The sequence below is a fragment of the Flavobacterium sp. UM26 genome, from assembly GCF_057922445.1.
This window is the reverse complement of record NZ_JBVHCY010000004.1, coordinates 32,946-57,192: the sequence shown is the minus strand read 5'-3', so window position 1 is coordinate 57,192 and position 24,247 is coordinate 32,946. Positions and strand designations below refer to the sequence as shown.

The following is a 24,247-nucleotide window of genomic DNA, read 5'->3' as shown; positions in this document are numbered from 1 at the left end:
ATGACGGAAAGTCGCAAAAAATAGAATTCACAAACTACCCTTGCACCTTTGCTTCCTTGCTTTAACAAACAAATTAATATTATAGCATTGCGCCTTTGGGTCCTTGCGGTAAAAAAACAAATAAATAATTAATATAGCATCGTGCCTTTGCGCCTTTGCGGTTAAATTTAATACTATGGCATACGATAAATTCAACATCCTTACCAGTAGTGCTGTACCCCTTTCTATAGAGAATGTGGATACAGATCAAATCATCCCTGCTCGTTTCTTAAAAGCAACAGAGCGTGTTGGTTTTGGAGACAACCTATTCCGCGATTGGAGATACAATAGCGATGGGACTCCAAAGACTGATTTTGTATTGAACAACCCCACTTATAGTGGCAAAATCTTGGTTGGTGGCAAAAACTTTGGGTCGGGATCCTCAAGAGAACATGCGGCTTGGGCTATTTATGACTACGGATTCAGAGCTGTGGTTTCAAGTTTCTTTGCAGATATTTTCAGAAATAACTGTCTGAATATTGGTGTACTTCCAGTACAAGTGAGTCCTGAATTTGCCGATACCATTTTCAAAGCTATCGAAGCTGACCCTAAAACAGAATTAGAAATCAACTTACCAGAACAAACCATTACTTTAAAAGTAACTGGACAAAAAGAATCTTTTAGTATTTCAGGTTACAAAAAAGAAAATATGATTAACGGATTTGATGACATCGATTATTTAATCAACATCAAAGATGAAATCGTTGACTTTGCCAATAAACAGTTGATATAGAACAGTTAATCAATTACACACCAATAGTACAGTCCTATATCGTTTTTTAAAATGATATAGGATTCGTTTTACATAAAAAAGGATGCTTTAATCCGAAAATAATTCCCAATGGAACAGAGAAAAATTGAAATAATGGATACGACCTTGCGCGATGGAGAACAAACTTCGGGCGTATCGTTTTCGGCTGCAGAAAAACTAACCATTGCTCAATTATTATTAGAAGAATTACACATTGACCGTATCGAAATTGCTTCGGCACGCGTGAGTGAAGGAGAATTTCAAGGCGTGAAAGGTATTATGGATTGGGCGGCTATCAAAGGCTATACCGATAGAATAGAAGTTTTATCATTTGTTGATGGAGGAATTTCTATTGAATGGATGAAAAAAGCTGGAGCCAAAGTTCAAAATCTTTTAACCAAAGGTTCTTTAAACCACTTAACCCACCAATTAAAAAAAACACCTGAACAGCATTTTGCAGAAATAGCACAAGCAATCGAACTCGCAAATCAAAACGGAATTGCCACGAATGTTTATCTAGAAGATTGGAGCAACGGTATGCGTAATTCTCCCGATTATGTGTTTCAATATCTGGATTTCATTACACAACAACCCGTAAAAAGAATTTTACTACCCGACACCTTGGGCGTTCTAATTCCTTCGGACACTTTTGAATTTATTTCTAAGATTACACAAAAATACCCTGACATTCACTTTGATTTTCATGCTCACAACGATTATGACCTTAGTGTAGCCAATGTCATGGAAGCCATAAAAGCAGGAATCAGCGGTTTACATGTAACTGTAAATGGAATGGGAGAACGCGCCGGAAATGCTCCTTTGGAGAGTACCGTTGCCGTTATCAATGATTTTTTACCTCAAGTAAAAATTAATGTCAAAGAAACATCTCTATACTCAGTTAGCAAACTTGTAGAAACTTTTACTGGATATAGAATTCCGGCGAACAAACCCATAGTTGGAGATAATGTTTTTACTCAAACCGCTGGTATTCATGCTGATGGAGACAACAAAAACAATCTGTATTTCAACGACTTATTACCCGAACGTTTTGGAAGAAAACGAAAATATGCGCTTGGAAAAACATCAGGCAAAGCCAATATCGAAAAAAACCTTCAAGAGCTTGGGCTACAACTCAATGCCGAAGATTTGAAACTCGTTACACAACGCATCATCGAATTGGGCGACAAGAAAGAAACGGTCACAAAAGAAGACCTACCTTATATCATTTCCGATGTTTTAGATAGTCAGTCCTATCAAGAACGTGTGATGGTGCAATCCTATGTCTTGGTTCATGCTAAAGGAATGCGCCCTTCAACCACACTTTGCCTTAAAATTGATGGAGAAATAATCGAAGAAAACGCACAAGGCGACGGACAATTTGATGCTTTTATGAACGCCCTTAATAAAATTTACAAAAGCAAAAAAATGACTTTACCTAAGCTTATCGACTATGCCGTAAGAATACCTCCAGGTAGTAGCTCCGATGCTTTGTGTGAAACGGTTATCACCTGGACAGCCAACGGAAAAGAATTCAAAACACGAGGATTAGACTCCGACCAAACTGTGGCAGCCATTGTAGCTACGCAAAAAATGTTGAATGTAATCCATTAAAAAGCCACTTAGAATCTAAGCTTCTAAGTTTTCAAAAACAGACTTAGAATCTTTGAAACTAAAAAAAATTAATACCATACTAAGTTACTAATTTTTTGAAAAAACCTTAGAAACTTAGCTTCTCAGATTCTTAGAAACTTAAAAATAAAAAACAATGAAATTAAACATAGCCCTTTTAGCCGGAGACGGCATCGGACCAGAAGTCATCAACGAAGCCGTAAAAGTATCGGATGCCATTGCCAAAAAATTCAATCACAACATCACTTGGACACCCGCCTTAACAGGTGCTTGTGCTATTGACGCAGTTGGCGTACCTTACCCAGACGAAACACACGAAATATGTATGAAAGCCGATGCGGTTTTGTTTGGCGCCATCGGACACCCAAAATACGATAATGACCCAAGCGCTCCCGTTCGTCCTGAACAAGGTTTGCTTTTAATGCGCAAAAAACTAGGTTTGTTTGCCAATGTACGTCCAACGTTTACTTTCCCTTCATTGATTGATAATTCTCCTTTAAAAAGAGAGCGTATCGAAGGAACAGATTTAGTTTTCTTGAGAGAATTAACCGGAGGAATTTATTTTGGTGAAAAAGGAAGAAGAGATGATGGAGAAACTGCTTTTGACAATTGTGTGTACACCAGAGCCGAAGTACAACGTTTGGCTAAAAAAGGTTTCGAATTAGCGATGACGCGTTCTAAGAAATTATGCTGTGTAGATAAAGCCAATGTTTTAGAAACTTCTCGCCTTTGGAGAGAAACGGTTCAAGCTATGGCGAAAGACTATCCAGAAGTAGAAGTGAGTTATGAATTTGTTGATGCTGTCGCTATGCGTTTGGTGCAATGGCCTAACTCTTATGACGTATTGATTACCGAAAATTTATTTGGAGACATATTAACCGATGAAGCTTCTGTAATTTCAGGTTCAATGGGATTAATGCCTTCAGCTTCTGTTGGTGAACACACTTCATTATACGAACCAATTCACGGCTCGTATCCACAAGCAACAGGACTAAACATCGCAAACCCATTGGCTACTATTTTATCTGCCGCAATGATGTTTGAAGATGCCTTTGGATTAAAAGAAGAAGCGCAAGCTATAAGAGCCGTAGTCAACAAATCTTTAGAAGAAGGTATTGTTACCGAAGACTTAGCTGCAAAAGGAAGTAAAGCCTATAAAACTAGCGAAGTGGGAGATTGGTTAGTGGCCAATTTATAAATCGCTTTAAATCGAAAGAAAAGCAAACAACAAAAAAGGGAACAATTTTTCAATTGCTCCCTTTTTTTATACTAGAAAAAAATATTAATATCTTCCTCCTCTGTCACCACCACCGCGGTTGTTTCCGTAACCTCCGCGTGAATCACCACCACGGTTGTTGTTGAAACTTCTTCTTTCGCCTTCTGGTTTTGGCTCAGATTTATTTACCACAATTGCACGTCCTTGAACGGTAGCTCCGTTTAATTCGTCAATTGCTTTTTGAGCTTCCGCGTCGTTTGGCATCTCTACGAAACCAAAACCTTTACTTCTACCAGTAAATTTATCCGTTATAATTTTAACTGAATCTACTGCTCCGTAAGCTTCGAAAGACTCTCTTAAATCTGCTTCCTCAATACTGAATGGAAGACTTCCAACAAAAATGTTCATATGTACTTATTTATAATAAAGCAACAAATGTAGTCTTATTTTATTCTAAACTACTATATAACAAAACATTTATGTTATAATTATGAAAAAGAAAGTAAAGCAAAAAGCCCTTACCTTATTAAAAACCAGACTATTTAGTCTTCGTTATAATTTCTAAAGTCACTGGAACTTTGTAAAAAACACCTTGCGAAAAATAAAATTCTTTAGATTCTTGAGTATCGGCAGATTCATAAGGAATCACAACGGTAAAGGTTCCGCTAATCGTTTTGTTCTCTTCATCATATTCACTGATGGTAATTTTCCCCGTTCCTTTACCACTTTGAGTAGTTAGCGAAGTTACAGGAGTTGTTTCTCGAGAGGTGTACGTTACATAATCAATAGCATTATCATCTAATTGATATGTATTTAATTGTGTAGACGAAAGATGTAACACTAAAGACTCTTTCAAGGTTTGCGCCTCAATAACTATCGAACCATCTTTAGACAAAACAGCTTTACTTTGAAGAGCGCGCCAAAATATATTATTCTTTAATCCTTGAACTGAAGGGTTATTGAAGATAACATCATCAGAACATGAGCCAGCCAATAAAGCTAGCACAACTATCAATAGAACTTTTTTCATTTACTATAATAACAAATTGGATTACAAATCTATTCTTTTTTTAGTTTAAACCATCAAAAGTAGCTTTCAAAGAAGCATTAAAATTCTATCTATTAATATTATAAGCACATTTTAGTTTTTTTAAATAAAAAATGTATCTTTGCACCCTTAATTAATCGAGGTCGAGTACCTCAAAATTTAATCAATAAGATTATGTCAGTAAAAATTAGATTACAAAGACACGGTAAAAAACAAAAACCGTTTTACTGGGTTGTAGCAGCAGATGCTCGCTCAAAAAGAGATGGTAAATACTTAGAGAAAATCGGTACTTACAATCCAAACACTAACCCAGCAACTATCGAATTAAACTTGGATAGCGCTGTAAAATGGTTGCAAAATGGTGCTCAACCTACAGACACTGCAAGAGCAATCCTTTCTTACAAAGGAGCTTTATTGAAACACCACCTAAACGGAGGAGTTCGTAAAGGAGCTTTGACTCAAGAACAAGCTGATGCTAAATTAGCCGCTTGGTTAGAAGCAAAAGCTGGTAAAGTTGACGCTAAAAAAGAAGGCTTAACTAAAGCTCAAGCTGCTGAAAAAGCTAAAGCTTTAAAAGCAGAACAAGAAGTTAACGCAAAACGTTTAGCTGCTCAAGCTGAAGCTGAGGCTGCTGCTATTGCTGCTGCAACTCCTGCTGAAGAAGTTGCCGAAGTTGAAGCTGAAGAAGCTCCAGCTGCAGAAGAAAATAACGAAACAACTGAGGCTTAATTTTACCCAGCGACAATGCGTAAAGAGGACTGTTTCTATTTAGGTAAAATCGCTAAAAAATTTAGTTTCAAAGGGGAAGTCCTAGCTTATCTAGACACGGACGAACCTGAGTTATACGAAAACTTGGAATCAGTGTTTGTTGACCACAACAAACACTTGGTTCCTTTTTTTATTGAAAGTAGTTCACTGCACAAAAACGACTTTCTACGCATCCGTTTTGAGGACATTACTACCGAAGAACAAGCCGATGCACTCATTGGAAGTGACCTTTATCTTCCTTTAAAAATGCTTCCAAAACTAAGCGGAAACAAATTCTATTTTCACGAGGTTATTGGTTTTGAAGTAGAAGACAAACGCTTAGGCTATGTTGGAGAAATTCAATCTATCAACGACACCACTGCACAACCTTTATTTGAAGTACTCAAAGGCGACGCCGAAATTTTAATCCCAATAATCGACCATTTCTTGGTAAAAGTAGACCGAGAAAACAAAAAAATTATTATGGATTTGCCTGAGGGATTGATTGAGATGTACCTTTAATCGAAGTACTCAGTCTACAGTTTTTAGTATTCAGTAGTTCAAAAATCTGAAATCTTTATGTCTAAATTCCAATTCAAAAACTTTTTTATTGAACAAGACCGTTGCGCTATGAAAATTGGTACCGATGGTGTACTATTGGGTGCTTGGGCTCCAATTGACAATCATCCTTTCAGCATTTTAGACATTGGCACTGGAACTGGAATTATCGCTTTGATGTTAGCACAAAGAAGCGCAGCACAGCAAATTGATGCTTTAGAAATAGACGAAGATGCTTACGAACAAGCAACAGATAATTTCGAAAATTCACCTTGGAACGATCGTTTGTTCTGTTTTCATGTCGGTTTGGACGAATTTATAGAAGAACCGGAAGAAGAATATGATTTGATTGTTTCCAACCCGCCTTTCTATTCCGAAGATTACAAAACCGAAAACGAATCACGCGATTTAGCACGATTTCAAGACGCTATGCCTTTTGAGCAATTACTCGAAGCGGCAGATTTATTGCTTTCTGAAAACGGAATTTTTGCAGTAATTATTCCCTTCAAAGAAGAAGAAAACTTTATTGCTTTGGCCAACGAATTCGAATTGTATCCTTTGAAAATCACTCGTGTCAAAGGAACACCAACTACAGAAATCAAACGTAGCTTACTGGCCTTTAGTCGAAATGAAACTACTGATTTACCAATTGACGAATTGATTATCGAAACCGCAAGACACGTCTATACTCCTGAATACATTGAATTAACTAAGGATTTTTATTTGAAGATGTAAAAAAAGCAATCTCTATTTTTTATAAATAAAAATTGCTTTCTACAAATAGCCTATCAAAGTTTCGTAACTACTTAACTATGCAATATGTACTTCCGCCATCAACATCTCCTTGAGGAAAGTTTTTACAATAAAGTGTTCTTTTGAGCGTAAAGCAATCGCCATCAATACTTACAATGTCATTTACTATTCTATCACCTACTTCTATTTGACTTTCAGCAATTTTCTTCGTACAAGTTACTTCATATTGGCAATCTGTTAACCATTTTACACTCCACTCCATCTTTAATACTCCATTATCAAAACTTTCTTGCTTTGTGCCGTTAATAACAAAAATCTTTTTTGGATAATCTGGATCTGCTGCCTTTACATTTTTAATCTTGTTACAATCAAGAGATTGAGAATAACCAATTACGCCCAGTAAAAAAAATATTGCTAATGTTAGTTGTTTTTTCATATATGTAAATTTGATTTGTGCGCGAGAATCTTTTATTTGAATTTATATGCTTGACAATATTAAAAAATTGTATTGTACTATACAACCCTTTACCTTTGCTGTTAAATTAAAAACTTTAGTAAAGAACAAAATACAAAACATCAATTTACCGAAAAGCTGATACAGCTTATTTAATTAGAGTTTTTCAAGTTAATTTCATTATAAAAATGCGGCGCTTGCCAAAGAGCATTTGTTGTACTTGTAAGTTAAACTAAGCGTTTCGTTATTTTATAAACTTTGAACTCTTACACTGTCACTATTTTAATTCGAAATTAAACCGTAATTTTATGTTCCCTACAAAAAGTGATATAAAATAAAAGCTGTTCTTAAAATTATAACATTTTTAAGTAGTTTTGTTATATTTCTTTATGTAGATTTGTCGCCATAAAATTTTCGAACCATGAAACCAGACTTATTTCAATCTCCTGATTACTATAATCTTGACGATTTATTAACCGAAGAACACAAATTAGTGCGTGATGCCGCAAGGGCTTGGGTAAAAAGAGAAGTATCCCCTATCATAGAAGACTATGCTCAAAAAGCAGAATTTCCAAAACAAATCATCAAAGGTTTAGGAGAAATTGGCGGTTTTGGCCCTTACATTCCTGTTGAATATGGAGGTGCGGGATTGGATCAAATATCCTACGGACTCATAATGCAAGAAATTGAGCGAGGTGATTCTGGCGTGCGTTCTACTTCATCTGTACAATCTTCTTTGGTAATGTATCCAATTTGGAAATACGGTAATGAAGAACAACGTATGAAATACCTACCCAAACTAGCTACCGGAGAATTCATGGGTTGCTTTGGATTGACAGAACCTGACCACGGCTCTAACCCAGGTGGAATGACCACCAACTTCAAAGACAAAGGCGATCATTATTTATTAAATGGTGCCAAAATGTGGATTTCTAACGCACCTTTTGCAGACATAGCAGTAGTTTGGGCAAAAAACGAAGAAGGACGAATTCACGGTTTAATTGTAGAACGCGGAATGGAAGGATTTACAACTCCTGAAACCCACAACAAATGGTCCTTGAGAGCTTCGGCTACGGGAGAATTGATATTTGATAATGTAAAAGTTCCAAAAGAAAACTTGTTGCCAAACAAATCAGGTTTAGGCGCACCACTAGGCTGTCTAGATTCTGCTCGTTACGGAATTGCTTGGGGAGCCATTGGAGCAGCTATGGATTGTTATGATACCGCTTTGCGTTATGCCAAAGAGCGTATTCAATTTGACAAACCTATCGCAGGAACTCAATTACAACAAAAAAAATTAGCCGAAATGATTACCGAAATCACCAAAGCACAATTGTTAACTTGGCGATTAGGTGTTTTGAGAAATGAGGGCAGAGCAACTTCGGCTCAAATCTCGATGGCCAAAAGAAACAATGTAGATATGGCTATTCATATAGCAAGAGAAGCCAGACAAATGCTAGGCGGAATGGGAATCACAGGTGAATATTCTATCATGAGACATATGATGAATTTAGAATCTGTAATTACCTACGAAGGCACACATGATATTCATTTATTAATTACAGGAATGGATATCACAGGAATTGCTGCTTTTAAATAAGATAAACAAGTATTAAAGTATTGATAAAATCAATTATAGAAGCTTCTTGGTAACAGGAAGCTTTTTTAATTTTACAAAAAAATCCCAATGAACATAACTTCCATCAATTCAAAGATAGCTTCTCAAAAAGAACAACTTTTAAATCATAGCCTATATCATAAAGTACAAACCCTAGAAGATTTACATTGTTTTTTAGAAACTCATGTATATGCCGTATGGGACTTTATGTCACTATTGAAAGCTTTACAAGCTAAATTAACTTGTACAACAACACCTTGGTTTGCTACACCCAACCCAGAAACACGCTATTTAATCAACGAAATTGTTTTGGCAGAGGAAACAGATCTTTGTATAGACGGAAGACATCTTAGTCACTTTGAAATGTACACCGAAGCCATGCAAGCTTGTGGCGCAACAACCACTGGAATCCATACTTTCCTAGAAGAAGTACAATCCATTCAGAATATTTTTGTGGCTATTAAAAAAAGCCAACTACATCCGAATATCAAATCATTTTTGGACTTCACTTTTCAAGTGATTGAACATGGTAAAGCACATGAAATTGCCGCAGCATTTACGTTTGGAAGAGAAGACTTGATTCCAAGCATGTTCACAGAAATATTGCAAAACTTCCAAAAAAACTTTCCAGAAACGGATTTAAAACAATTGATTTATTATTTCGAAAGACATATTGAGTTGGATGCTGACGAACACGGCCCTATGGCCATGCAAATGATAACAGAACTCTGTGGAAACGACTCCAAAAAATGGGAAGAAGTAGAGAACATTTCCATCCTGGCTTTAGAGAAAAGAATAGGCCTTTGGAATTGTATCGAGGAACAATTGAGTTTAACAATGGAAACTGCTTAAAAAAAGCAATGGCACACTTCTCAACAATCATAAAAAAAGCTCTGCAACTCTTCATTTTGATAGTTGTAGTGCTATTTTTGGGCCAATGTTCTAACGAAAACTTAACAATTACTCCTCAACCAGAAAGCAGCCCAACACCACAGCAACCATCTCTGCCTGTAAATAAAAAAGCATCCTATATCGCTCTCGGCGACAGCTATACGATTGGACAAAGCGTTTGCGAAACATGCCGCTTTCCAGAACAATTAAAGAGAAAACTAGAGAGTACTATCCCAGGTTTATCGGTAGATTTAAAAATTATTGCTCGGACAGGATGGACGACTACAAACTTAATAAGCGCTATTAAAGAACAGCAACCAACTACTAATTACAACTTGGTAACTCTACTTATTGGCGTCAATAATCAGTATCAAAATAGAGAATTTGGCATATATGAACGAGAATTTCCCCAATTGATACAAACTGCCATCTCACTAGCCAAAGGAGACAAATCAAATGTAATAGTGATTTCGATACCCGATTATGCATATACACCATTTGGTCAACTATTAATCACTCCTAGTAAAACTTCAGCTGCAATTGATCAGTATAATGCTTTCGCAAAAAGATATTGCGATACTAATGGAATTACATTCATAGACATAACAGACATTACAAGACAAGGCTTAAAAGAAACCTACTTAGTAGCCATAGATGGATTGCATCCGTCTGAAAAAGCTTATTCGCTATTTGTTGACAGAATCGCTCCCAAAGCTAGCGTGATTATTCAAAAGTAAAAGCCCCGTCGTAGTCGACAGGGCTTATTGTTTTAATTTTCTGGAGCCAATTCCAACTCAAGTCCATCAAGGCTTTCAGTTATAGGAATTTGACAACCTAAACGGCTATTGGATTTTACATAAAAAGCTTCGGATAGCATGGCTTCTTCGTCGTCGCCCATCGGTGGTAGTTCAACCTCATTAAGCACATAGCATTGGCAAGAAGCGCACATGGCCATACCCCCACAAGTTCCTTCAACTGGTAACTCATAAGCTTTGCATAATTCCATAATGTTCATTGCCATATCCGTTGGCGCTTGTAATTCGTGAACAACCCCTTCTCTATCTTTAATCTTTATTAAAACATCCATTATTTAAAATTCCTTATTATTTATCTGATCTCAAGATCCAAAATATATTCTTTACTATTTTTACTATTACTAATTTTTAAACGAAGTATATCCGCTTGGTTAATGGTATAGACAACAGAAACATCTGGAGCATATACACCATCAATGGTTTTATAAACCAGTTTACCTTTATAAGTTGTACTAACTAAGCCGTTTTTTTCATTTTTGGTACCCACTAACGCTTGAGAGGTTAATTCGGCAGAATTATAAGCTGTGTTTTCTTCTAATTTAGCTTTGTCACCACTAAGTTTAGTTAAAAACTCTGCGCCTGTGATTTTCAAATAACCTTGTCTATTAGAAAACACATTAACAGGAGTTGCAAAAGAAGTATCTTGCCACTCACCATCACCACCGGTATAAGCTCTTTTAACAATAGCTTCTTGAATAAGTTCCTGTCCGAAGCTGTTACAAATTGACAATAACAAAATAAAAAATAAGTACTGTTTTTTCATAATTGGTTAGGTTTTAGGTTAATAACTCAAATATAAATCTTTCCTGAAATAAAGAAATAAAATAAAAATGAATTATTCGCACATTTTTCTGATAAAATAAGAAAAAAAGGAAACCAAAAAATGAATTCAATAACGATTCGGTGCTACATCGTTATAATTATTGAATAGTCAAAAACTACTTTCAGACCAAATTTGCCTTGAATATTGCCAAATCAATCTCTTCAAAGAACTTAAAACTTTAGCTTCAAAAGAAACTACTACATGACATTGACTACAGTCTCTATTTGAGGTGCAAATTTTTTGATAGTAGTTTCTACACCGGCACGCAATGTCATTTGATTAACACTACAGCTGGTACAAGCACCCTCGAGTCTAACCTTTACATGTTTGTCTTCCTCGATTGAAATCAGCGTTATATCGCCACCATCCGATTTAAGAAATGGTCTGATTTCATCTAATGCTTTATTTACATTCTCGGTCAATTCTTCTGTTGTCATAATGTATTATTTAATCATTCAACCTTTGAAGAATACTTCTAAAGGTTGAATTTTTAATTATTATTTTTTTACCGCTGAACAACCCGCCATTGTTGTAATTTTTATGGCTTCGGTAGCTGGTAAATTCTCATTTCTGCTTATTGTTTCTTGTACTACATTTCGAGTAATAGTTTCGAAAACAGTTCCAATAATAGAATCGGTTTGTAGTGCTGCTGGTCGACCGTAATCGCCCGCTTCGCGAATAGATTGTACAATTGGCACTTCTCCCAAGAAAGGTACATTTAAATCTGTAGCTAAATTACGAGCACCTTCTTTACCAAAGATATAGTATTTATTTTCAGGAAGTTCTTCTGGCGTAAAATAAGCCATGTTTTCAATAATTCCCAAAACCGGAACATTGATTGCCTCAGATAAGAACATAGCGACACCTTTTCTTGCATCAGCCAAAGCAACAGCTTGTGGAGTGCTCACAACAACCGCTCCAGTAACAGGTAAGGATTGCATAATAGACAGGTGAATGTCTCCTGTTCCTGGTGGCAAATCGATTAGCATAAAATCCAACTCTCCCCAATTGGCATCAAAAATCATTTGATTCAAGGCTTTGGATGCCATTGGTCCTCTCCAGATTACGGCTTGACTTGGAGATGTAAAGAAACCAATTGAAAGCATTTTTACTTCATAGCTCTCGATAGGTTTCATTTTTGATTTTCCATCTACTTCGATAGAAATAGGCTTTTCATTTTCTACATCAAACATAATTGGCATAGAAGGTCCATAGATATCGGCGTCTAAAACTCCAACACTAAAACCCATTTTGGCCAAGGAAACTGCTAAGTTTGCTGTAACTGTAGATTTTCCTACACCACCTTTTCCTGAGGCTACAGCAATAATATTTTTGATACCAGGAATGGCTTTCCCTTTTATTTCTGGTTTGTCTGGAACCTCAACTTTGCTATTAATTTTGATTTTTGCTTCGGCAGATACTTTTTCCAGAATCGTTTTTTTAATATCATCTTCAGCACGTTTTTTAATATGCATAGCAGGTGTGTGCAATACTAAATCTACCACCACTTCATCACCAAAAGTAACTACATTTGCAATAGCCCCGCTCTCGACCATATTTTTTCCTTCTCCAGCAATAGTAATCGTTTCTAATGCTTTTAATATTTCTTTTCTATCTAGTTTCATCATTAAATTATTTATTCAATCGCTAATCTTTTAATAAGACTGATTTTGGATTGCAAAGATAATAGGAAAATTATGGAATCAATTAGGAATGAATTGAAAATATTGATAGAAAAATAGGCAAACTCATTACCTCAAAACAAATTACAACAGTAGCAAACCAGAAACAAATGATTTTTGGCACAAAGAAAAACATCCGAAGCTGTATCTATTCAAAATGGCAGTCTGGCTCCCAAAAATGAGTTTCAAAGTTTACAATTTGATTATCTTTAATCACAATCCCTTCGCTTTCTAACAATTGCTGCATTACATTCGTTCCATCAAAATGAAATTTACCCGTTAATAGCCCTTTACGATTCACTACACGGTGTGCCGGAACATCTTCTAGATGATGTGAAGCGTTCATAGCCCAGCCCACCATCCTAGCAGATCGAGCAGCACCCAAAGCTTTGGCAATGGCTCCATAAGAAGTGACTTTGCCATAAGGAATTTGCCTTACTACAGCATAAACACGCTCAAAAAAATTGGTTTCTTCCATGACTGATTAAAAAAGATGAAGACCGTAATGCTTCATAATGTTCCAAAAAGTGATCAATGTAACTAAACCAGTAATGGTTCCGATGATACGATTCATGTTCTGAATAAAAAAATCGGCTTTGGATTCGATTTTATTAAAAAAAGCCACATAACCATAAAACACAACAAAAGCCCCAGAAACCACTCCCATAACGAAGATAAAAATTGACAGTAAATCAAAGGCAAACAATTGATAAGAAGCAAATGTAATTCCTAACAAAACGTAATAGGGAATAGGAAAAAAATTCAAGGCAGAAAGTAACATACCAAGAAAAAAGCGGGAACTTTTACTGTACTTTTTGATATGTCCTTCTTTTACTTTAGGCTTTTTAGCGATGAAGAGAAAATAAAGAGTCAGTAGAGCAAAAATTACACATCCAATTTCTCTTAGTAATAATATAAGCGAGGGACTTTTATCAATTACCCTAGCGAACAAAAGCGCTAAAAAAGTTTGAAAAAAAATAATAATAACAGCTCCAAAAACAAACCATAAAGCTGTACGTTTTCCTTCTTTGAGGTTTACTTTTACTGCCGTCATATTAATGAGTCCTGGTGGCGAAATACCAACAAAAGCACTAATAAAACCGAGAAAAAATAGACCTAGTATCTGCATATCAAGAAGAAAAACTAGATTTAATTAAAAATCTAGTTTATGATTTTATTTTAAAACGAATAAAAGTAATCGCTTTGTTGATGGCTAAATATTGTTTTTCGTAAAACGTTTGAAAGGCCGTAACTTCCTCAGGACTTCCTTCGTTTTTATACACGTTATGATTGGCATACAACACCTCATGTCCTTCGCCATGCAAAAGTCCTAAAGTGTAACCGTGCATGAATTCTGAATCGGTTTTTAGATTAACGACACCCTCTTTTTTCAAGATTTTTTTATACAATTGTAAAAAATCCGAGTTTGTCATACGATGCTTGGTTCTCTTGTATTTGATTTGTGGATCTGGAAAAGTAATCCAAATTTCATCTACTTCATTTTCTGCAAAAATATGATTGATTAATTCGATTTGGGTTCTTACGAATGCCACATTCTTTAATCCTGTCTCTATGGCAGTCTTAGCTCCTCTCCAAAAACGAGCACCTTTTATATCGATACCGATAAAGTTCTTATTGGGGTATCGCTCTGCTAAACCAACCGAATATTCACCTTTTCCGCAACCCAATTCCAAAACTAATGGATTATCATTTTTGAAAAATTCTGTATTCCATTTTCCTTTCAAAGCAAACAACTCACCTACTACCTCTTCTCTTGTTGGTTGAAACACATTATCGAATGTTTCGTTTTCTTTGAACCTTTTTAATTTATTTTTACTTCCCACGGTATTTTTTGCTATTTCGGGCAAAAATAAGCAATTAAATTAGAAGGCTCGCTTTGCTTAACAAAAAACAAGGACATTCGCTTATAAAATTTCCGACACGAATTCACTAATAAATCAAGAATTTCAATGTATTTTGATGATACAAATTATTATAATTGATGGTGTTGGGGTTCTTCAATATCAATTTCGATCGCAATTAGTGACAAATTGTGCTATTGCTTCGCCTATTGGCTATCGCTCGGGTAGCGACTAACTTCTTTTATACTAATGCGCTGACAAAAACGTTTTATTCTTTGGCGGTTAGTTGTTTCATAACTGCATCTTCTAAAGGGGTTTTAATTTTTACCACTTCGTCTACGTTTTCGTTTGGAATGGTCATAGAAAGCACGTAATGTTTGATTTTCCATTCCTTCCCTACTTTTTCTAACACACCAGAACCTCTACAAATTTTCATTTGCGTACTCAATAACTCGTCAAACCAAGCAATTTTTCCCTTGGCATCCAAAAAAATATGACGCTCGATAGCTGTAAAATTCCAGGCTTTCCCTTTATCGAAATAAGGCTTTGCAAAGGCTTGAAAAGCGGTTTTGTTCCAATTTTCTTTAGCATCGGTACCAATAAAAATCGCATCATTGGTCATTAGTCCAAAATACGCGTCAAATTGCGCTTGTGCCGCAGCTTTATGCCAAGCATCCAGAGTAGCTGCAATTTTTTGTTCTTCAGAACGCTGAGACTGAGCCGAAGCAGTAAAAAGTCCTACTACCAAAAGGAATCCAATAGAAAGTGTGGTTTTCATAAATCGTATTTAGTTAAATGAATGAATCACAAAAATAACGACTTTCTATGAGCTTTGTTTACTTCATTGATCTGAAAGCTAAAAAACAAGACGAATCGGTGCTTTGTCGCATTTTTTGAATTATTTTTGATTTCTAAAACAATCAAAATCAATCTAATTATGAAAACGATTCCAACTCTTCTACTTGCTTTTCTATTATTTTCCTTGTCACAAAGTTCATTTGCACAAGGTTTTGGAGTTCGCGCAGGAGCTAATTTCTCCACGGCTAGTGATGGAAATTTTGGCAAAATAAAAAGCAACAACGGCTATTATCTTGGCGTTTACAAAGAAATGTCTATTGTTCCTAAATTACTTTTTATACAACCCGAAGTTCAGTTCTCTAAACAAGGTTTCAACACAAATACTACTGATTTTGACTTGAGCTACATACAAGTGCCCATTTTGGCCAAATTGTATTTGCTAAAAGTCGTTAGTTTTGAGACGGGTCCACAATTTGGATTCAAAGTAAGTGATAAAATTGACGGCCCTCAAAATCCAGATTTTAAAACTTTTGATAGTGCTTGGGCGTTTGGGATGTCGTTTAATTTGCCTTTTGGGCTAGCTATCAACGGAAGATATATTGGTAGTTTTAAAGAAGTCATCAAAGACAGCGATGCTAAAAACCAAGTCTTTCAATTGGGTGCGTCCTTGACTTTTTAAAACCTGTATTTTTTTAATAAAAAAAGGGCAATGTTTTACGACATTGCCCTTTTATTTGGAACTAGCTCTAAGCTAAAGATTTATCAGTATGCTTTTTGTTTTTCAAAAGTAGAAGTTAAGGTGCGTTTGATTTTGTCTAATGCCCCATGAAATGCTTTTTCGATGCTACTAGCATGTTCTGTAACCGCAATAGGTTGGCTATTAGCCGCACGCACTTCTATCAAGCAACGTTTATCATCTACTCCCGATTTGTTACTATTTTCATCACCAAAATGCACTTCGATTCGGGTAATTTTATCTTCGAAACGAGCCAATGATTTTTCTAATTCACCAGAAAAATAAGCTTCTACTCTCTCGTGTCCTTCGATGTTTTTGTCGGTGTTGATTTGTACTTTCATCGTTACAATTATTTTGAGTTATGTAGTAAATTTAAGCAAATCGGCAGAAAAAAGCTACTCTTTTAGCAAAAGTTTAGTAACTCCATCTTCATTTTATTATTCCAAAAAATTACTTGTGATTACTCCTCGGTTTGTAACCTTTTTACCGTTTTTTTTCTTGTAATCAATAAAGGAATAGCTACACCTGTCGCTAATACTACCAATACAAAAAATGTAGTTAAGCCGTTATTAACCGCTTCGAAGAAAATTTTTGAATAGGCTGTAGGATCTTTCTCTGAGGTTAATTTTATCATACCAATCATGGCTTTGTAGGCAAACAGTCCGGGAATCATAGGTATTACTGCGGGTATTGCAAATGTTATAGGAGGACAGTTTCGTCTGTGCGCAGCAAAAACACTCAAAAAGCCAATTAAAGAAGCACCACAAAGAACCGCTAACACAATTCCGATTTTATTTTCTATCAACAAAAATTTGGTCAATCCCCCAAGGGCTCCAATGATGAATATAGAAAGTAAAGCACGTCTTGGCACATTGAACAAAATAGCAAATCCAATGGCTGCAATTCCCAACCAAATTCCTTTTTCTAAAAATAACAAAACATCCATGATTTAGAAATTATAAATTAACAATCCCATTAAAAGTCCGAGAGCGATGGCAAATGCAATGATTAAAACATTTACCCCGCGAGTAATTCCGTTTAAGATGTTTCCATCAATCAGGTCCGAAAAAGAATTCATCATTGGCACACCGGGAATTAAAAACAAAACCGAAGTCGAAAAAGCATGAATGTATGTAAGCGTAGGATTAAAGTAAAAGTAAAACCCTGAAACTAAAGCTGCTGTAGCCGAAGCAAAAAAGACACACAAATAAAAATTAAATTTTAATTTCATGGCCTCTTGCCTCACGAAAAGGCCAACAAACGAAGCCACAAAACAAGCCAGCATTTCTACAAGATCTCCACCCAATAGTCTACAAAAAGAAGCACCAGCAAGCGCCACCATTGTAAGTACCAAAATTCTTGGATATAAAGGCTTTCTGTTTAACGTTGCTAATTCTTGATTGATGCGCTCTACGCTCCATCCTTCTAAAACAATTTTCCAACTCATAATACTGATTTCGGAAATCAAGTTAAAATTTAAATGCATGTTGGGGACCCATTTGACGCTGGTAAAGGTTTTATTTTTGTTTTGATACACCAAAGTAATCATCAAGCCGTGATTGGTAATCATTAATTCTGATCCACAACCAAAGGCCCCTGCTATTCTATCAATAGTTACTTTGATTCTTTCTGTATTAGCTCCAGAAACCATCAATATCGAACCGATTTCAAGGAGCATTTCGCCCAATTCATATTTATTGGGCTTATTTATAACTTCCATAACAAATGTATTTTTTTCATTGTCCACCAAATTTACGGCTTTTTCATACTCAAAAACCGCTGAAAACACAGTAATTACGTAAACTTACTAACGCAAACGATGGATTTTAATCATTATCCTTTTGACTAACTCCAAAAAAAAGCGTTGCTTCTTGCAACGCTTTATAGTATCATATAAACAAATGACTAGTTCACTACAGCCACTGGAAAAGTCACCAAAGCATCTGTTGCTCCACCAGCATTAGTGATATCACCCTCAGCAACACCAGGAGCTCCTTTTATTGGAAGGTGTTTAAGTGTTATAGTAATATTCCCAGTGCTTGGGCTTTTTGCAGTGGTTAGAGTAAAAAGTATACCAAGCGGTTTCCCATTTACATCTTTATCAACATATTGGAATGACCCAATACTCAATGGTGCTTGATAAAAAAATTGGTGTTCATCACCTTCAGAAATTATTTCAGGATTAAGATTTATAGAGGGGCTTACGGTTTCATTTGAAATCTTAAGGCTACCTGCATAAGTAGTATTCACCTTCAAATTACCAGAAACCGTTACCACAGGCGCATTGGGGCCATCGCCATCTAAATCTCTAGATTTTAGAGAGATTTCGGCATCACCCGCTTTAAGAGTGGCTTCAACTGTAGTAATCACTTCTTCTTCATTAACTGGATTTGGATCGTCGTTGCTACAAGCATTTAAACTTAGTAATGTAAGTAACGCTAAAGGTATTAATTGAATTGTTTTCATTGGTGTAAAATTTGTTTGTTAATAATTAAACTTTATTTGAATTTGAAAATTGCGCCCTACTTCATCTGCGAAGAAGCGTTGGCGGTTGAGATAATCCCTGTAATTTGTATTGAATATATTTTGAACAGCAAACCCAAGTGTAGTCGTGGTTTTGTAAAACGTATTGAATTTCATTTCACTGTAAAAATGAAGCAAATGATACCCCACTGGCGGCGTGCTAATGTCTAATAAAGCTGGCGTTAGATTCCCGTCGCTATCCACTAAGTTAATGTCGAAATTGTTGTTAGGAAACGACTGTTGTCTCATCACAACCTCACTCTTCAACTCCAACAATAACTCATGCCATTCTTTTTTCTTAAATTCGATGGTATTGGTAAAATGAAAAGGAGGCATATCGATCAACGGTTCGTCATTGTCTAGATCATCCCCTTTGATGTAAGCCATCGTAAAACGATGTTGCCATTGCGAACTGATTGTCCAATTGGTTTGCACATCAACTCCTCCCAAAAGCGCTTTGGTTTGTTGGTATTCCCAAACGGGAAAGGCACCACGAATGGTAGTTTCGGCACCAATAGGACGAAGAAACATATAGTTTTGTACAGCATGAATGTAAGGATTGATTTCGAAAGAAAAGACGTCCCATGCCTTTTGCAATGTCGTGGACAGTTTTAACGATTGCTCTTTTTTCAGTGCCAAATCCCCTAATTCAATGATTCCAGTAGAGTGATGCAATCCGTCGCTGAAAAATTCCGATGGATTGGGATTTCGTGTCGCCAAACTAATATTGGTATACCAATCCCATTTCTTGTCAAACGTTTTTCTAAAACCAAGACTAGCCGATAGGTTATGGAAAATAAAACTAGGGTGTGCTAAAATTTGGTCGCCCTCCTCTCGTATCACAAATTGTGGAAAAAGAACATCATAGCCTCTTTCGGTCCATCTGCTTTTAAAGTAAAACTTTTTGGCATCTACCTTTGAAAAATCATAGCGCAAACCACCATCTAGAACCAAACCGTCTGATAAAGAAACACTCGCAATTCCGTAAATACCCGCATCTAGCTTTTCGTAATTAGGAATCAACGGACGAATACCCGTGGCAGGACTGGCAAAGTTATTTTGGAAACCTGTATTTATTCCTGATTTCAAATGCCAATCGTGGTAGGTTTTCTTGAAATCTACATTCAAATTGTGCGTAGACAATTCCAAATCCAAAGCCGCTAGATTATTGAAGGAACCTCTTCTTACATCAAATTCCAATCGCTTATTGAATTGAAAAGAATATTGCGAAGAAAGAGAAGCCGTCTCATCAAAATAGTACTGATAATTCAACTTTGCCAAATGGTGTTGCACCTCTTGTTTTGGATTGTCGATAGTATAGGTAAAATCCTTGATTACCGAAGGTTTTTGGTTATTGATTGAGTTATACAAATCATTGACACTTCCCGTATGCGAAGCGCTCAAAATTCCAATAGTGGCGTTGTAGTAACTATAAAATCCTGACAGGAAATAGTGTTTTCCAGTATACTTTACATCGCCCGTAAAATTCGATTCACGGTTACCAGTATTCGACAAAACATAATCAGGTGCTTCACGATCTCCCATATATTTAAAGGTACCGAGTACGTTCCAACTCCAGCCTAGGTCATTCCCTTTGTGTAAACTTGTAGTGACCGAACCACCTCTTCCGTTGGAAGCCAAATTGAACATCGTTCTTCCAAACAAAGTGTCTTTTCGGACTTGAATTGGTTCTAAAATCACCAAACCTCCCACAGCGTCGCCACCGTATTGTAAGCCTGAAGCACCTTTAATCACCGTTATTTTTCCCGCTGCATTGATGTCAAAATTGGGAGCGTGTTCTGTTCCCCATTCTTGATCTTGCATACGGACGTTATTATTGATGATAGGCACTCGGCTTCCGAACATCCCGTTTACAATAGGTTTGACCACGGTGCTTCCAGTCTTTAAACCCGAAACACCAGCTACTTCTTGCAAAACATCGCCCAAGGACTGATTACTAAACTTCTCAATCGTAGCTGCTTTTACTTTTTGTTCCAGTACCGACTGATTGGGTGTCGTGTTTTTTTGTTTCACCAAAACTTCATACAAAGCCTCTGTATTTTGCTTCATAACAAAATTCAATTCCCTATCCGATGTCAACGTAATCACCGTATCAATAGTTTGATAACCTACATAGGACAACGACACCTTCAACGTACCAGAAGGCAAGTCTTTGATTTCGTAAAACCCTTTTTTGTTGGTGTTTACCGTTTTATTTCCAATGTGTACGTGACAACCTTCAAGGTTTTTTTTCGTTTCAGTTATAATGGTACCGCTCAGTTTGTTTTGTGAAAAAACCAAAGCCGTAAACCAAAAGAACACGAAAACACTATAGCTTTTTGCTCGCATTTTGATATTCAAAAAAAAATTAAAATAGGATTATCGCCATTCCCGAGTCTCGAAAATGACGTATTGAAGTGATATAAACGCTATTAAATTGACTACAAAATGTGCTTTAATCACAAATCATAGTCTATCAAAAAGTTACGCTCACTTCCTAAAAAAAGCTATACCACAGGCGGAGCCCGTAACGCAAATAAACTTCCTGAATAGAAAGTAAAGGTTGAGGAAAAATAAAACTTAGTCGTTTTACCATCAGTTACAGCCTCACTACTTTTCCAAAAAAAGGAAGAAGGCGGCAAGAAACTGTTAACAGAATAAGCACAAACCGAACAAGGTTGCGCATAATGGTGCGCGTGTGTGATTTGTTTCTTTGAAGTCGTGTTTTCGTGATGACAAATTGGAGCTTCTAATTGCTCAACAAAATGGTCATAGCTGTGCTTGGTTTGAAAAACCAACATTGCTAATAGAACCAGCAAAAAGAGTCTCGATATGAAAGCTTTGTTTGTCATCTGTTGCAAATGTAAAGAAAGAAACACGAATTTCAAGAATTGACACAAATTAAAATAAAATTAAAACTTTGCGTCCTTGAGAGAAAAAACACGAATTTCACGAATGGTCACGAATTAAATCTTTGCGTCCCTTGCGTAAACCCTCGCGCCCTTAGCGGTAAAAAAAGACACAGATTACACAAATTTTCACAGATTAAAACCTTGCGCCTTTGCGTCTTTGCGGTAAAAAAACACAGATTGAACAGATTAAAACCTTGCGTCCCCTGCGTAAACCCTTGCTTACTTCGCGGTTAAAAAACTATTTCAATCGAAACACCACCCTCACCAACGCCTTAAGAAAAGGCACTTTTGGACATTTCCAGATTACTTGTAAGTCCTCGAAAAAAGAAGTCTCTTCATCCAAAAATTTAAAAATCAAATCGGGTTTTCCTTTTTGGAACAGCTTTGAAAAAATAACACTTCCCAATTCGTTGCTGCGGTCCAGAATATCCAACAACAACAAATCATACCACCAAAATTTAGTTCTTCTTCCCAAGGCGGTAAAAGGCAAATCGCGTTGCAAAAAGTGTACTAACGCATCCGATTTTTTGTCCGAATTCCTAAAAGTATAGCCCGTACTGGCTTTGGTCCAACCTCCAGCGGTGCCGATATTCAAGACATTCTTCGTATTTGCTTTCCAAAACGGATAACAAGTCATTGGAATACTCCCCTGCTCTTTTTCTTGAATAGTATAACTCGTCACTCCAAGTTGCTGTAAGTAGTCTTTGATGGCGGTTTCGTATTCTGCTGTGGGCAAGAGGTTGGCCGAAAAAAGTGTGTATTCCACCAAAGCCTCGGTAGCCGAAGTAGGCAGCACATACATAAAACGCGTATTCCCTTTTTGCGCGACCGAAAAATCCATAAACGTCGGTTTCTCTGCGGTGAAAACCGGCTCTTTCGTTTGCACAAACCACCCCACAAAATGCTGTTGCAGCACAGGATATTCGTTTTGACGCGCCACCAAAGCAGGATTATAAATACTGTTCAACACACGCTTTCCGTAATAGACCGCTTCCGTGGTTTTTACAAAAATTTGCTGTTCGGTTTCTTCTATATCGGTTACTTTTTCCTGCACAAAAGTCACCTTAGGATGTTGTTGCAACAAAGCGAACACTTGCTGGTAAAAATCAATGCCGCGAATCATTTGATAGCGATACGGCTGCAAAGGCAAGTTCCGACTGTACGCTTGCGAAGCAAACCAAGCCACGTCCCAATGCTTCGCCACGACACCATCCCAAATACTGGGCGAAGTACTCCAAAAACACCAAGTACGATTGTTCGTTTTTTTGGCATCTTCGTCGAGTAACAAAAGGGTTTGGTCTTGGAAAGCAGGAGACGACACCATTTTGTACGCCGTCATCAAAGCCGCCAAGCCCGCCCCAGTAAAAATATAATCGTATTGCACCGTAGTCTCTGAAGTCATACGCCAAAAATAAGGAAAATAACCGCAATACACAGCAAGCGCCCAAAGGCTATTTTATCCACCTTACAAACTAAAATAATGGTATGGATTTTTAGGAGCAGCCATACCAACTTTCCCACACGAGTCGTCCCGCTGTCCACTATATCTTGCTTGCCGAACCCCGGCAAGCAAGGATGCCGCTCCCATCGGGGCTAAGCGAGAACGTTTGGTTTTCAGAATACAAAAAAGAAAAGTCTCTTATTATTTATCAATCCGAGGTTTAGGGAATTATTCTAGTAGCTTATTAGAGTAGACAAGGATTGCAAATCTGCGCTATCGCGATAGGCACTTCATACAAAAACATAAAACTTTTCTTTCTTACGTTTTACAATTTTGATTATTTTTGAAACAAAACACAATTTATGAAGACATTAGAGGAACTACAAAAATTTATTTCATTCGGTTATCTGTACTTAATACTAATGGGTTTACTTCAAGAAAGTCTATTTTTTAACCAAATCGGAATAAACATTTTAAATTATTCATCCATTACAGATATCCTTGTTAGTCCAATAGCTATTTTAACGTCACATCCTATTTTACTACTCGCATTAGTTGTTATTTCAGCCATTTTGTTTACTATCCCTAACTACTTATCCAAAAGAAGCCATAAAAATTGGATTCAAAAAAATATTTTAAAAAACAAACCAAATTTAAATGAAACTGAAACCAGAACTTTCTTTTCCAATCTGGTTATCGTGTTTTTTTTAACTACTTTACTCTGTTTTTTTCTTGGAATTGGACTTGGAATGGGAGAAAAAATTGCTGAAAGAATAGCCAACAACAAACTTGAATACAATACCAAAATGACCTTCGGCGATGGTAATTCAGAAAATGTTTATTTAATTGAAACAAACAGTATGTACTATTTTTACCTTACAAAAGGAAATCAAAATGTAAAAATTGCCCCCATTGGTACCATAAAAAATCTTGAACTAATTAAAAACTAAA

The 24,247-nt window shown here is 36.4% G+C and carries 29 protein-coding genes; 11 read left to right on the top strand and 18 right to left on the bottom strand.

Annotation, left to right across the window (positions count from 1 at the left end; all coding sequences use genetic code 11):
• Positions 1 to 175 precede the first annotated feature (175 nt).
• From leuD to leuB, 3 genes are all read left to right on the top strand, one after another.
• Positions 176 to 772, top strand: a complete 597-nt coding sequence (leuD, locus tag ACZ1AQ_RS06445) for a 3-isopropylmalate dehydratase small subunit (protein ID WP_489632112.1) — start codon at positions 176 to 178, stop codon at positions 770 to 772.
• Positions 773 to 880: 108 nt separating this feature from the next.
• Positions 881 to 2,401: an alpha-isopropylmalate synthase regulatory domain-containing protein gene (locus ACZ1AQ_RS06440; protein ID WP_489632111.1), complete on the top strand. Its 1,521-nt coding sequence runs from the start codon at positions 881 to 883 to the stop codon at positions 2,399 to 2,401.
• A 154-nt stretch (positions 2,402 to 2,555) separates the two neighbouring features.
• Entirely contained in the window at positions 2,556 to 3,617 is a 1,062-nt protein-coding gene (gene leuB / locus ACZ1AQ_RS06435; RefSeq protein WP_489632110.1) for a 3-isopropylmalate dehydrogenase, read from the top strand.
• A gap of 84 nt (positions 3,618 to 3,701) precedes the next feature.
• Here leuB and rbp read toward each other — a convergent pair whose 3' ends face one another.
• Both rbp and ACZ1AQ_RS06425 read right to left on the bottom strand, forming a co-directional pair.
• Positions 3,702 to 4,043, bottom strand: coding sequence for an RNA-binding regulator (gene rbp, locus ACZ1AQ_RS06430; protein ID WP_064715451.1), 342 nt, complete (start codon positions 4,041 to 4,043; stop codon positions 3,702 to 3,704).
• A gap of 130 nt (positions 4,044 to 4,173) precedes the next feature.
• Positions 4,174 to 4,665 carry a DUF6252 domain-containing protein gene (locus ACZ1AQ_RS06425; RefSeq protein ID WP_489632109.1) on the bottom strand — a complete coding sequence of 164 codons (492 nt, stop codon included), beginning with the start codon at positions 4,663 to 4,665 and terminating at the stop codon, positions 4,174 to 4,176.
• Between the two features lie 192 nt (positions 4,666 to 4,857).
• Between ACZ1AQ_RS06425 and ACZ1AQ_RS06420 the strand changes: the two genes are divergently transcribed.
• Genes ACZ1AQ_RS06420 through ACZ1AQ_RS06410 form a run of 3 tightly spaced genes read left to right on the top strand, consistent with a single transcriptional unit; the run spans position 4,858 to position 6,723 of the window.
• Positions 4,858 to 5,412, top strand: a complete 555-nt coding sequence (locus ACZ1AQ_RS06420) for a 30S ribosomal protein S16 (protein WP_489632108.1) — start codon at positions 4,858 to 4,860, stop codon at positions 5,410 to 5,412.
• Positions 5,413 to 5,427: 15 nt separating this feature from the next.
• A complete protein-coding gene (gene rimM, locus ACZ1AQ_RS06415) occupies positions 5,428 to 5,952 on the top strand; it encodes a ribosome maturation factor RimM (RefSeq protein ID WP_489632107.1) in 525 nt (174 codons plus the stop codon).
• A gap of 57 nt (positions 5,953 to 6,009) precedes the next feature.
• A complete protein-coding gene (locus ACZ1AQ_RS06410; protein WP_489632106.1) occupies positions 6,010 to 6,723 on the top strand; it encodes a tRNA1(Val) (adenine(37)-N6)-methyltransferase in 714 nt (237 codons plus the stop codon).
• A gap of 67 nt (positions 6,724 to 6,790) precedes the next feature.
• On the opposite strand, the gene ACZ1AQ_RS06405 is transcribed toward ACZ1AQ_RS06410, so the two are convergent.
• Positions 6,791 to 7,177 (bottom strand): hypothetical protein, encoded by a 387-nt coding sequence (locus ACZ1AQ_RS06405; protein ID WP_489632105.1) that lies wholly within the window; start codon positions 7,175 to 7,177, stop codon positions 6,791 to 6,793.
• A gap of 439 nt (positions 7,178 to 7,616) precedes the next feature.
• Here ACZ1AQ_RS06405 and ACZ1AQ_RS06400 point away from each other — a divergent pair, with 439 nt between their 5' ends.
• From ACZ1AQ_RS06400 to ACZ1AQ_RS06390, 3 genes are all read left to right on the top strand, one after another.
• The gene (locus ACZ1AQ_RS06400; RefSeq protein ID WP_064715446.1) at positions 7,617 to 8,795 is read left to right on the top strand and encodes an acyl-CoA dehydrogenase family protein; all 1,179 of its coding nucleotides are present in this window, start codon (positions 7,617 to 7,619) and stop codon (positions 8,793 to 8,795) included.
• Between the two features lie 87 nt (positions 8,796 to 8,882).
• On the top strand, positions 8,883 to 9,665 hold the full coding sequence (locus tag ACZ1AQ_RS06395) for a DUF3050 domain-containing protein (RefSeq protein WP_489632104.1): 783 nt from the start codon (positions 8,883 to 8,885) through the stop codon (positions 9,663 to 9,665).
• Positions 9,666 to 9,673: 8 nt separating this feature from the next.
• Positions 9,674 to 10,441 carry an SGNH/GDSL hydrolase family protein gene (locus tag ACZ1AQ_RS06390; RefSeq protein WP_489632103.1) on the top strand — a complete coding sequence of 256 codons (768 nt, stop codon included), beginning with the start codon at positions 9,674 to 9,676 and terminating at the stop codon, positions 10,439 to 10,441.
• Positions 10,442 to 10,473: 32 nt separating this feature from the next.
• Here ACZ1AQ_RS06390 and ACZ1AQ_RS06385 read toward each other — a convergent pair whose 3' ends face one another.
• From ACZ1AQ_RS06385 to ACZ1AQ_RS06350, 8 genes are all read right to left on the bottom strand, one after another.
• Positions 10,474 to 10,791 (bottom strand): 2Fe-2S iron-sulfur cluster-binding family protein, encoded by a 318-nt coding sequence (locus tag ACZ1AQ_RS06385; RefSeq protein WP_489632102.1) that lies wholly within the window; start codon positions 10,789 to 10,791, stop codon positions 10,474 to 10,476.
• 20 nt (positions 10,792 to 10,811) lie between these two features.
• A complete protein-coding gene (locus ACZ1AQ_RS06380) occupies positions 10,812 to 11,282 on the bottom strand; it encodes a hypothetical protein (protein ID WP_489632101.1) in 471 nt (156 codons plus the stop codon).
• Between the two features lie 257 nt (positions 11,283 to 11,539).
• Positions 11,540 to 11,779 carry a NifU family protein gene (locus tag ACZ1AQ_RS06375; protein ID WP_489632100.1) on the bottom strand — a complete coding sequence of 80 codons (240 nt, stop codon included), beginning with the start codon at positions 11,777 to 11,779 and terminating at the stop codon, positions 11,540 to 11,542.
• Between the two features lie 60 nt (positions 11,780 to 11,839).
• Positions 11,840 to 12,967 carry an Mrp/NBP35 family ATP-binding protein gene (locus ACZ1AQ_RS06370; RefSeq protein WP_489632279.1) on the bottom strand — a complete coding sequence of 376 codons (1,128 nt, stop codon included), beginning with the start codon at positions 12,965 to 12,967 and terminating at the stop codon, positions 11,840 to 11,842.
• Between the two features lie 205 nt (positions 12,968 to 13,172).
• Entirely contained in the window at positions 13,173 to 13,502 is a 330-nt protein-coding gene (locus ACZ1AQ_RS06365) for an MGMT family protein (RefSeq protein WP_489632099.1), read from the bottom strand.
• 6 nt (positions 13,503 to 13,508) lie between these two features.
• Entirely contained in the window at positions 13,509 to 14,153 is a 645-nt protein-coding gene (locus tag ACZ1AQ_RS06360) for a LysE family translocator (RefSeq protein WP_489632098.1), read from the bottom strand.
• 37 nt (positions 14,154 to 14,190) lie between these two features.
• Complete coding sequence (gene trmB, locus ACZ1AQ_RS06355) at positions 14,191 to 14,868, bottom strand: tRNA (guanosine(46)-N7)-methyltransferase TrmB (RefSeq protein WP_489632278.1); 678 nt, start codon at positions 14,866 to 14,868, stop codon at positions 14,191 to 14,193.
• Between the two features lie 286 nt (positions 14,869 to 15,154).
• Entirely contained in the window at positions 15,155 to 15,664 is a 510-nt protein-coding gene (locus tag ACZ1AQ_RS06350) for a nuclear transport factor 2 family protein (protein WP_489632097.1), read from the bottom strand.
• Between the two features lie 159 nt (positions 15,665 to 15,823).
• Between ACZ1AQ_RS06350 and ACZ1AQ_RS06345 the strand changes: the two genes are divergently transcribed.
• Positions 15,824 to 16,363, top strand: a complete 540-nt coding sequence (locus ACZ1AQ_RS06345) for a porin family protein (RefSeq protein ID WP_489632096.1) — start codon at positions 15,824 to 15,826, stop codon at positions 16,361 to 16,363.
• Positions 16,364 to 16,446: 83 nt separating this feature from the next.
• Here ACZ1AQ_RS06345 and ACZ1AQ_RS06340 read toward each other — a convergent pair whose 3' ends face one another.
• The 7 genes from ACZ1AQ_RS06340 to ACZ1AQ_RS06310 all read right to left on the bottom strand — a co-directional run bounded on the left by ACZ1AQ_RS06340 (position 16,447) and on the right by ACZ1AQ_RS06310 (position 23,257).
• Positions 16,447 to 16,761 (bottom strand): HPF/RaiA family ribosome-associated protein, encoded by a 315-nt coding sequence (locus ACZ1AQ_RS06340; RefSeq protein ID WP_159688137.1) that lies wholly within the window; start codon positions 16,759 to 16,761, stop codon positions 16,447 to 16,449.
• A 119-nt stretch (positions 16,762 to 16,880) separates the two neighbouring features.
• The gene (locus tag ACZ1AQ_RS06335; RefSeq protein ID WP_489632095.1) at positions 16,881 to 17,366 is read right to left on the bottom strand and encodes a threonine/serine exporter family protein; all 486 of its coding nucleotides are present in this window, start codon (positions 17,364 to 17,366) and stop codon (positions 16,881 to 16,883) included.
• A 3-nt stretch (positions 17,367 to 17,369) separates the two neighbouring features.
• Complete coding sequence (locus tag ACZ1AQ_RS06330) at positions 17,370 to 18,140, bottom strand: threonine/serine exporter family protein (protein WP_489632094.1); 771 nt, start codon at positions 18,138 to 18,140, stop codon at positions 17,370 to 17,372.
• Between the two features lie 185 nt (positions 18,141 to 18,325).
• Entirely contained in the window at positions 18,326 to 18,886 is a 561-nt protein-coding gene (locus ACZ1AQ_RS06325) for a type 1 periplasmic binding fold superfamily protein (RefSeq protein ID WP_489632093.1), read from the bottom strand.
• Positions 18,887 to 18,904: 18 nt separating this feature from the next.
• Positions 18,905 to 21,292 (bottom strand): TonB-dependent receptor, encoded by a 2,388-nt coding sequence (locus ACZ1AQ_RS06320; RefSeq protein ID WP_489632092.1) that lies wholly within the window; start codon positions 21,290 to 21,292, stop codon positions 18,905 to 18,907.
• Positions 21,293 to 21,450: 158 nt separating this feature from the next.
• Positions 21,451 to 21,795, bottom strand: a complete 345-nt coding sequence (locus ACZ1AQ_RS06315) for a hypothetical protein (protein WP_489632091.1) — start codon at positions 21,793 to 21,795, stop codon at positions 21,451 to 21,453.
• Between the two features lie 298 nt (positions 21,796 to 22,093).
• Positions 22,094 to 23,257: a lycopene cyclase family protein gene (locus tag ACZ1AQ_RS06310; RefSeq protein WP_489632090.1), complete on the bottom strand. Its 1,164-nt coding sequence runs from the start codon at positions 23,255 to 23,257 to the stop codon at positions 22,094 to 22,096.
• Positions 23,258 to 23,658: 401 nt separating this feature from the next.
• Between ACZ1AQ_RS06310 and ACZ1AQ_RS06305 the strand changes: the two genes are divergently transcribed.
• Positions 23,659 to 24,246: a hypothetical protein gene (locus ACZ1AQ_RS06305; RefSeq protein WP_489632089.1), complete on the top strand. Its 588-nt coding sequence runs from the start codon at positions 23,659 to 23,661 to the stop codon at positions 24,244 to 24,246.
• The last annotated feature ends 1 nt before the right edge of the window (position 24,247 follow it).

Bases quoted from the DNA above. Each gene is read 5' to 3' on its own strand.
- leuD (WP_489632112.1), top strand. From the start codon at position 176: ATGGCATACGATAAATTCAACATCCTTACCAGTAGTGCTGTACCCCTT.
- ACZ1AQ_RS06440 (WP_489632111.1), top strand. From the start codon at position 881: ATGGAACAGAGAAAAATTGAAATAATGGATACGACCTTGCGCGATGGA.
- leuB (WP_489632110.1), top strand. From the start codon at position 2,556: ATGAAATTAAACATAGCCCTTTTAGCCGGAGACGGCATCGGACCAGAA.
- rbp (WP_064715451.1), bottom strand. From the start codon at position 4,043: ATGAACATTTTTGTTGGAAGTCTTCCATTCAGTATTGAGGAAGCAGAT.
- ACZ1AQ_RS06425 (WP_489632109.1), bottom strand. From the start codon at position 4,665: ATGAAAAAAGTTCTATTGATAGTTGTGCTAGCTTTATTGGCTGGCTCA.
- ACZ1AQ_RS06420 (WP_489632108.1), top strand. From the start codon at position 4,858: ATGTCAGTAAAAATTAGATTACAAAGACACGGTAAAAAACAAAAACCG.
- rimM (WP_489632107.1), top strand. From the start codon at position 5,428: ATGCGTAAAGAGGACTGTTTCTATTTAGGTAAAATCGCTAAAAAATTT.
- ACZ1AQ_RS06410 (WP_489632106.1), top strand. From the start codon at position 6,010: ATGTCTAAATTCCAATTCAAAAACTTTTTTATTGAACAAGACCGTTGC.
- ACZ1AQ_RS06405 (WP_489632105.1), bottom strand. From the start codon at position 7,177: ATGAAAAAACAACTAACATTAGCAATATTTTTTTTACTGGGCGTAATT.
- ACZ1AQ_RS06400 (WP_064715446.1), top strand. From the start codon at position 7,617: ATGAAACCAGACTTATTTCAATCTCCTGATTACTATAATCTTGACGAT.
- ACZ1AQ_RS06395 (WP_489632104.1), top strand. From the start codon at position 8,883: ATGAACATAACTTCCATCAATTCAAAGATAGCTTCTCAAAAAGAACAA.
- ACZ1AQ_RS06390 (WP_489632103.1), top strand. From the start codon at position 9,674: ATGGCACACTTCTCAACAATCATAAAAAAAGCTCTGCAACTCTTCATT.
- ACZ1AQ_RS06385 (WP_489632102.1), bottom strand. From the start codon at position 10,791: ATGGATGTTTTAATAAAGATTAAAGATAGAGAAGGGGTTGTTCACGAA.
- ACZ1AQ_RS06380 (WP_489632101.1), bottom strand. From the start codon at position 11,282: ATGAAAAAACAGTACTTATTTTTTATTTTGTTATTGTCAATTTGTAAC.
- ACZ1AQ_RS06375 (WP_489632100.1), bottom strand. From the start codon at position 11,779: ATGACAACAGAAGAATTGACCGAGAATGTAAATAAAGCATTAGATGAA.
- ACZ1AQ_RS06370 (WP_489632279.1), bottom strand. From the start codon at position 12,967: ATGAAACTAGATAGAAAAGAAATATTAAAAGCATTAGAAACGATTACT.
- ACZ1AQ_RS06365 (WP_489632099.1), bottom strand. From the start codon at position 13,502: ATGGAAGAAACCAATTTTTTTGAGCGTGTTTATGCTGTAGTAAGGCAA.
- ACZ1AQ_RS06360 (WP_489632098.1), bottom strand. From the start codon at position 14,153: ATGCAGATACTAGGTCTATTTTTTCTCGGTTTTATTAGTGCTTTTGTT.
- ACZ1AQ_RS06350 (WP_489632097.1), bottom strand. From the start codon at position 15,664: ATGAAAACCACACTTTCTATTGGATTCCTTTTGGTAGTAGGACTTTTT.
- ACZ1AQ_RS06345 (WP_489632096.1), top strand. From the start codon at position 15,824: ATGAAAACGATTCCAACTCTTCTACTTGCTTTTCTATTATTTTCCTTG.
- ACZ1AQ_RS06340 (WP_159688137.1), bottom strand. From the start codon at position 16,761: ATGAAAGTACAAATCAACACCGACAAAAACATCGAAGGACACGAGAGA.
- ACZ1AQ_RS06335 (WP_489632095.1), bottom strand. From the start codon at position 17,366: ATGGATGTTTTGTTATTTTTAGAAAAAGGAATTTGGTTGGGAATTGCA.
- ACZ1AQ_RS06330 (WP_489632094.1), bottom strand. From the start codon at position 18,140: ATGGAAGTTATAAATAAGCCCAATAAATATGAATTGGGCGAAATGCTC.
- ACZ1AQ_RS06325 (WP_489632093.1), bottom strand. From the start codon at position 18,886: ATGAAAACAATTCAATTAATACCTTTAGCGTTACTTACATTACTAAGT.
- ACZ1AQ_RS06320 (WP_489632092.1), bottom strand. From the start codon at position 21,292: ATGCGAGCAAAAAGCTATAGTGTTTTCGTGTTCTTTTGGTTTACGGCT.
- ACZ1AQ_RS06315 (WP_489632091.1), bottom strand. From the start codon at position 21,795: ATGACAAACAAAGCTTTCATATCGAGACTCTTTTTGCTGGTTCTATTA.
- ACZ1AQ_RS06310 (WP_489632090.1), bottom strand. From the start codon at position 23,257: ATGACTTCAGAGACTACGGTGCAATACGATTATATTTTTACTGGGGCG.
- ACZ1AQ_RS06305 (WP_489632089.1), top strand. From the start codon at position 23,659: ATGAAGACATTAGAGGAACTACAAAAATTTATTTCATTCGGTTATCTG.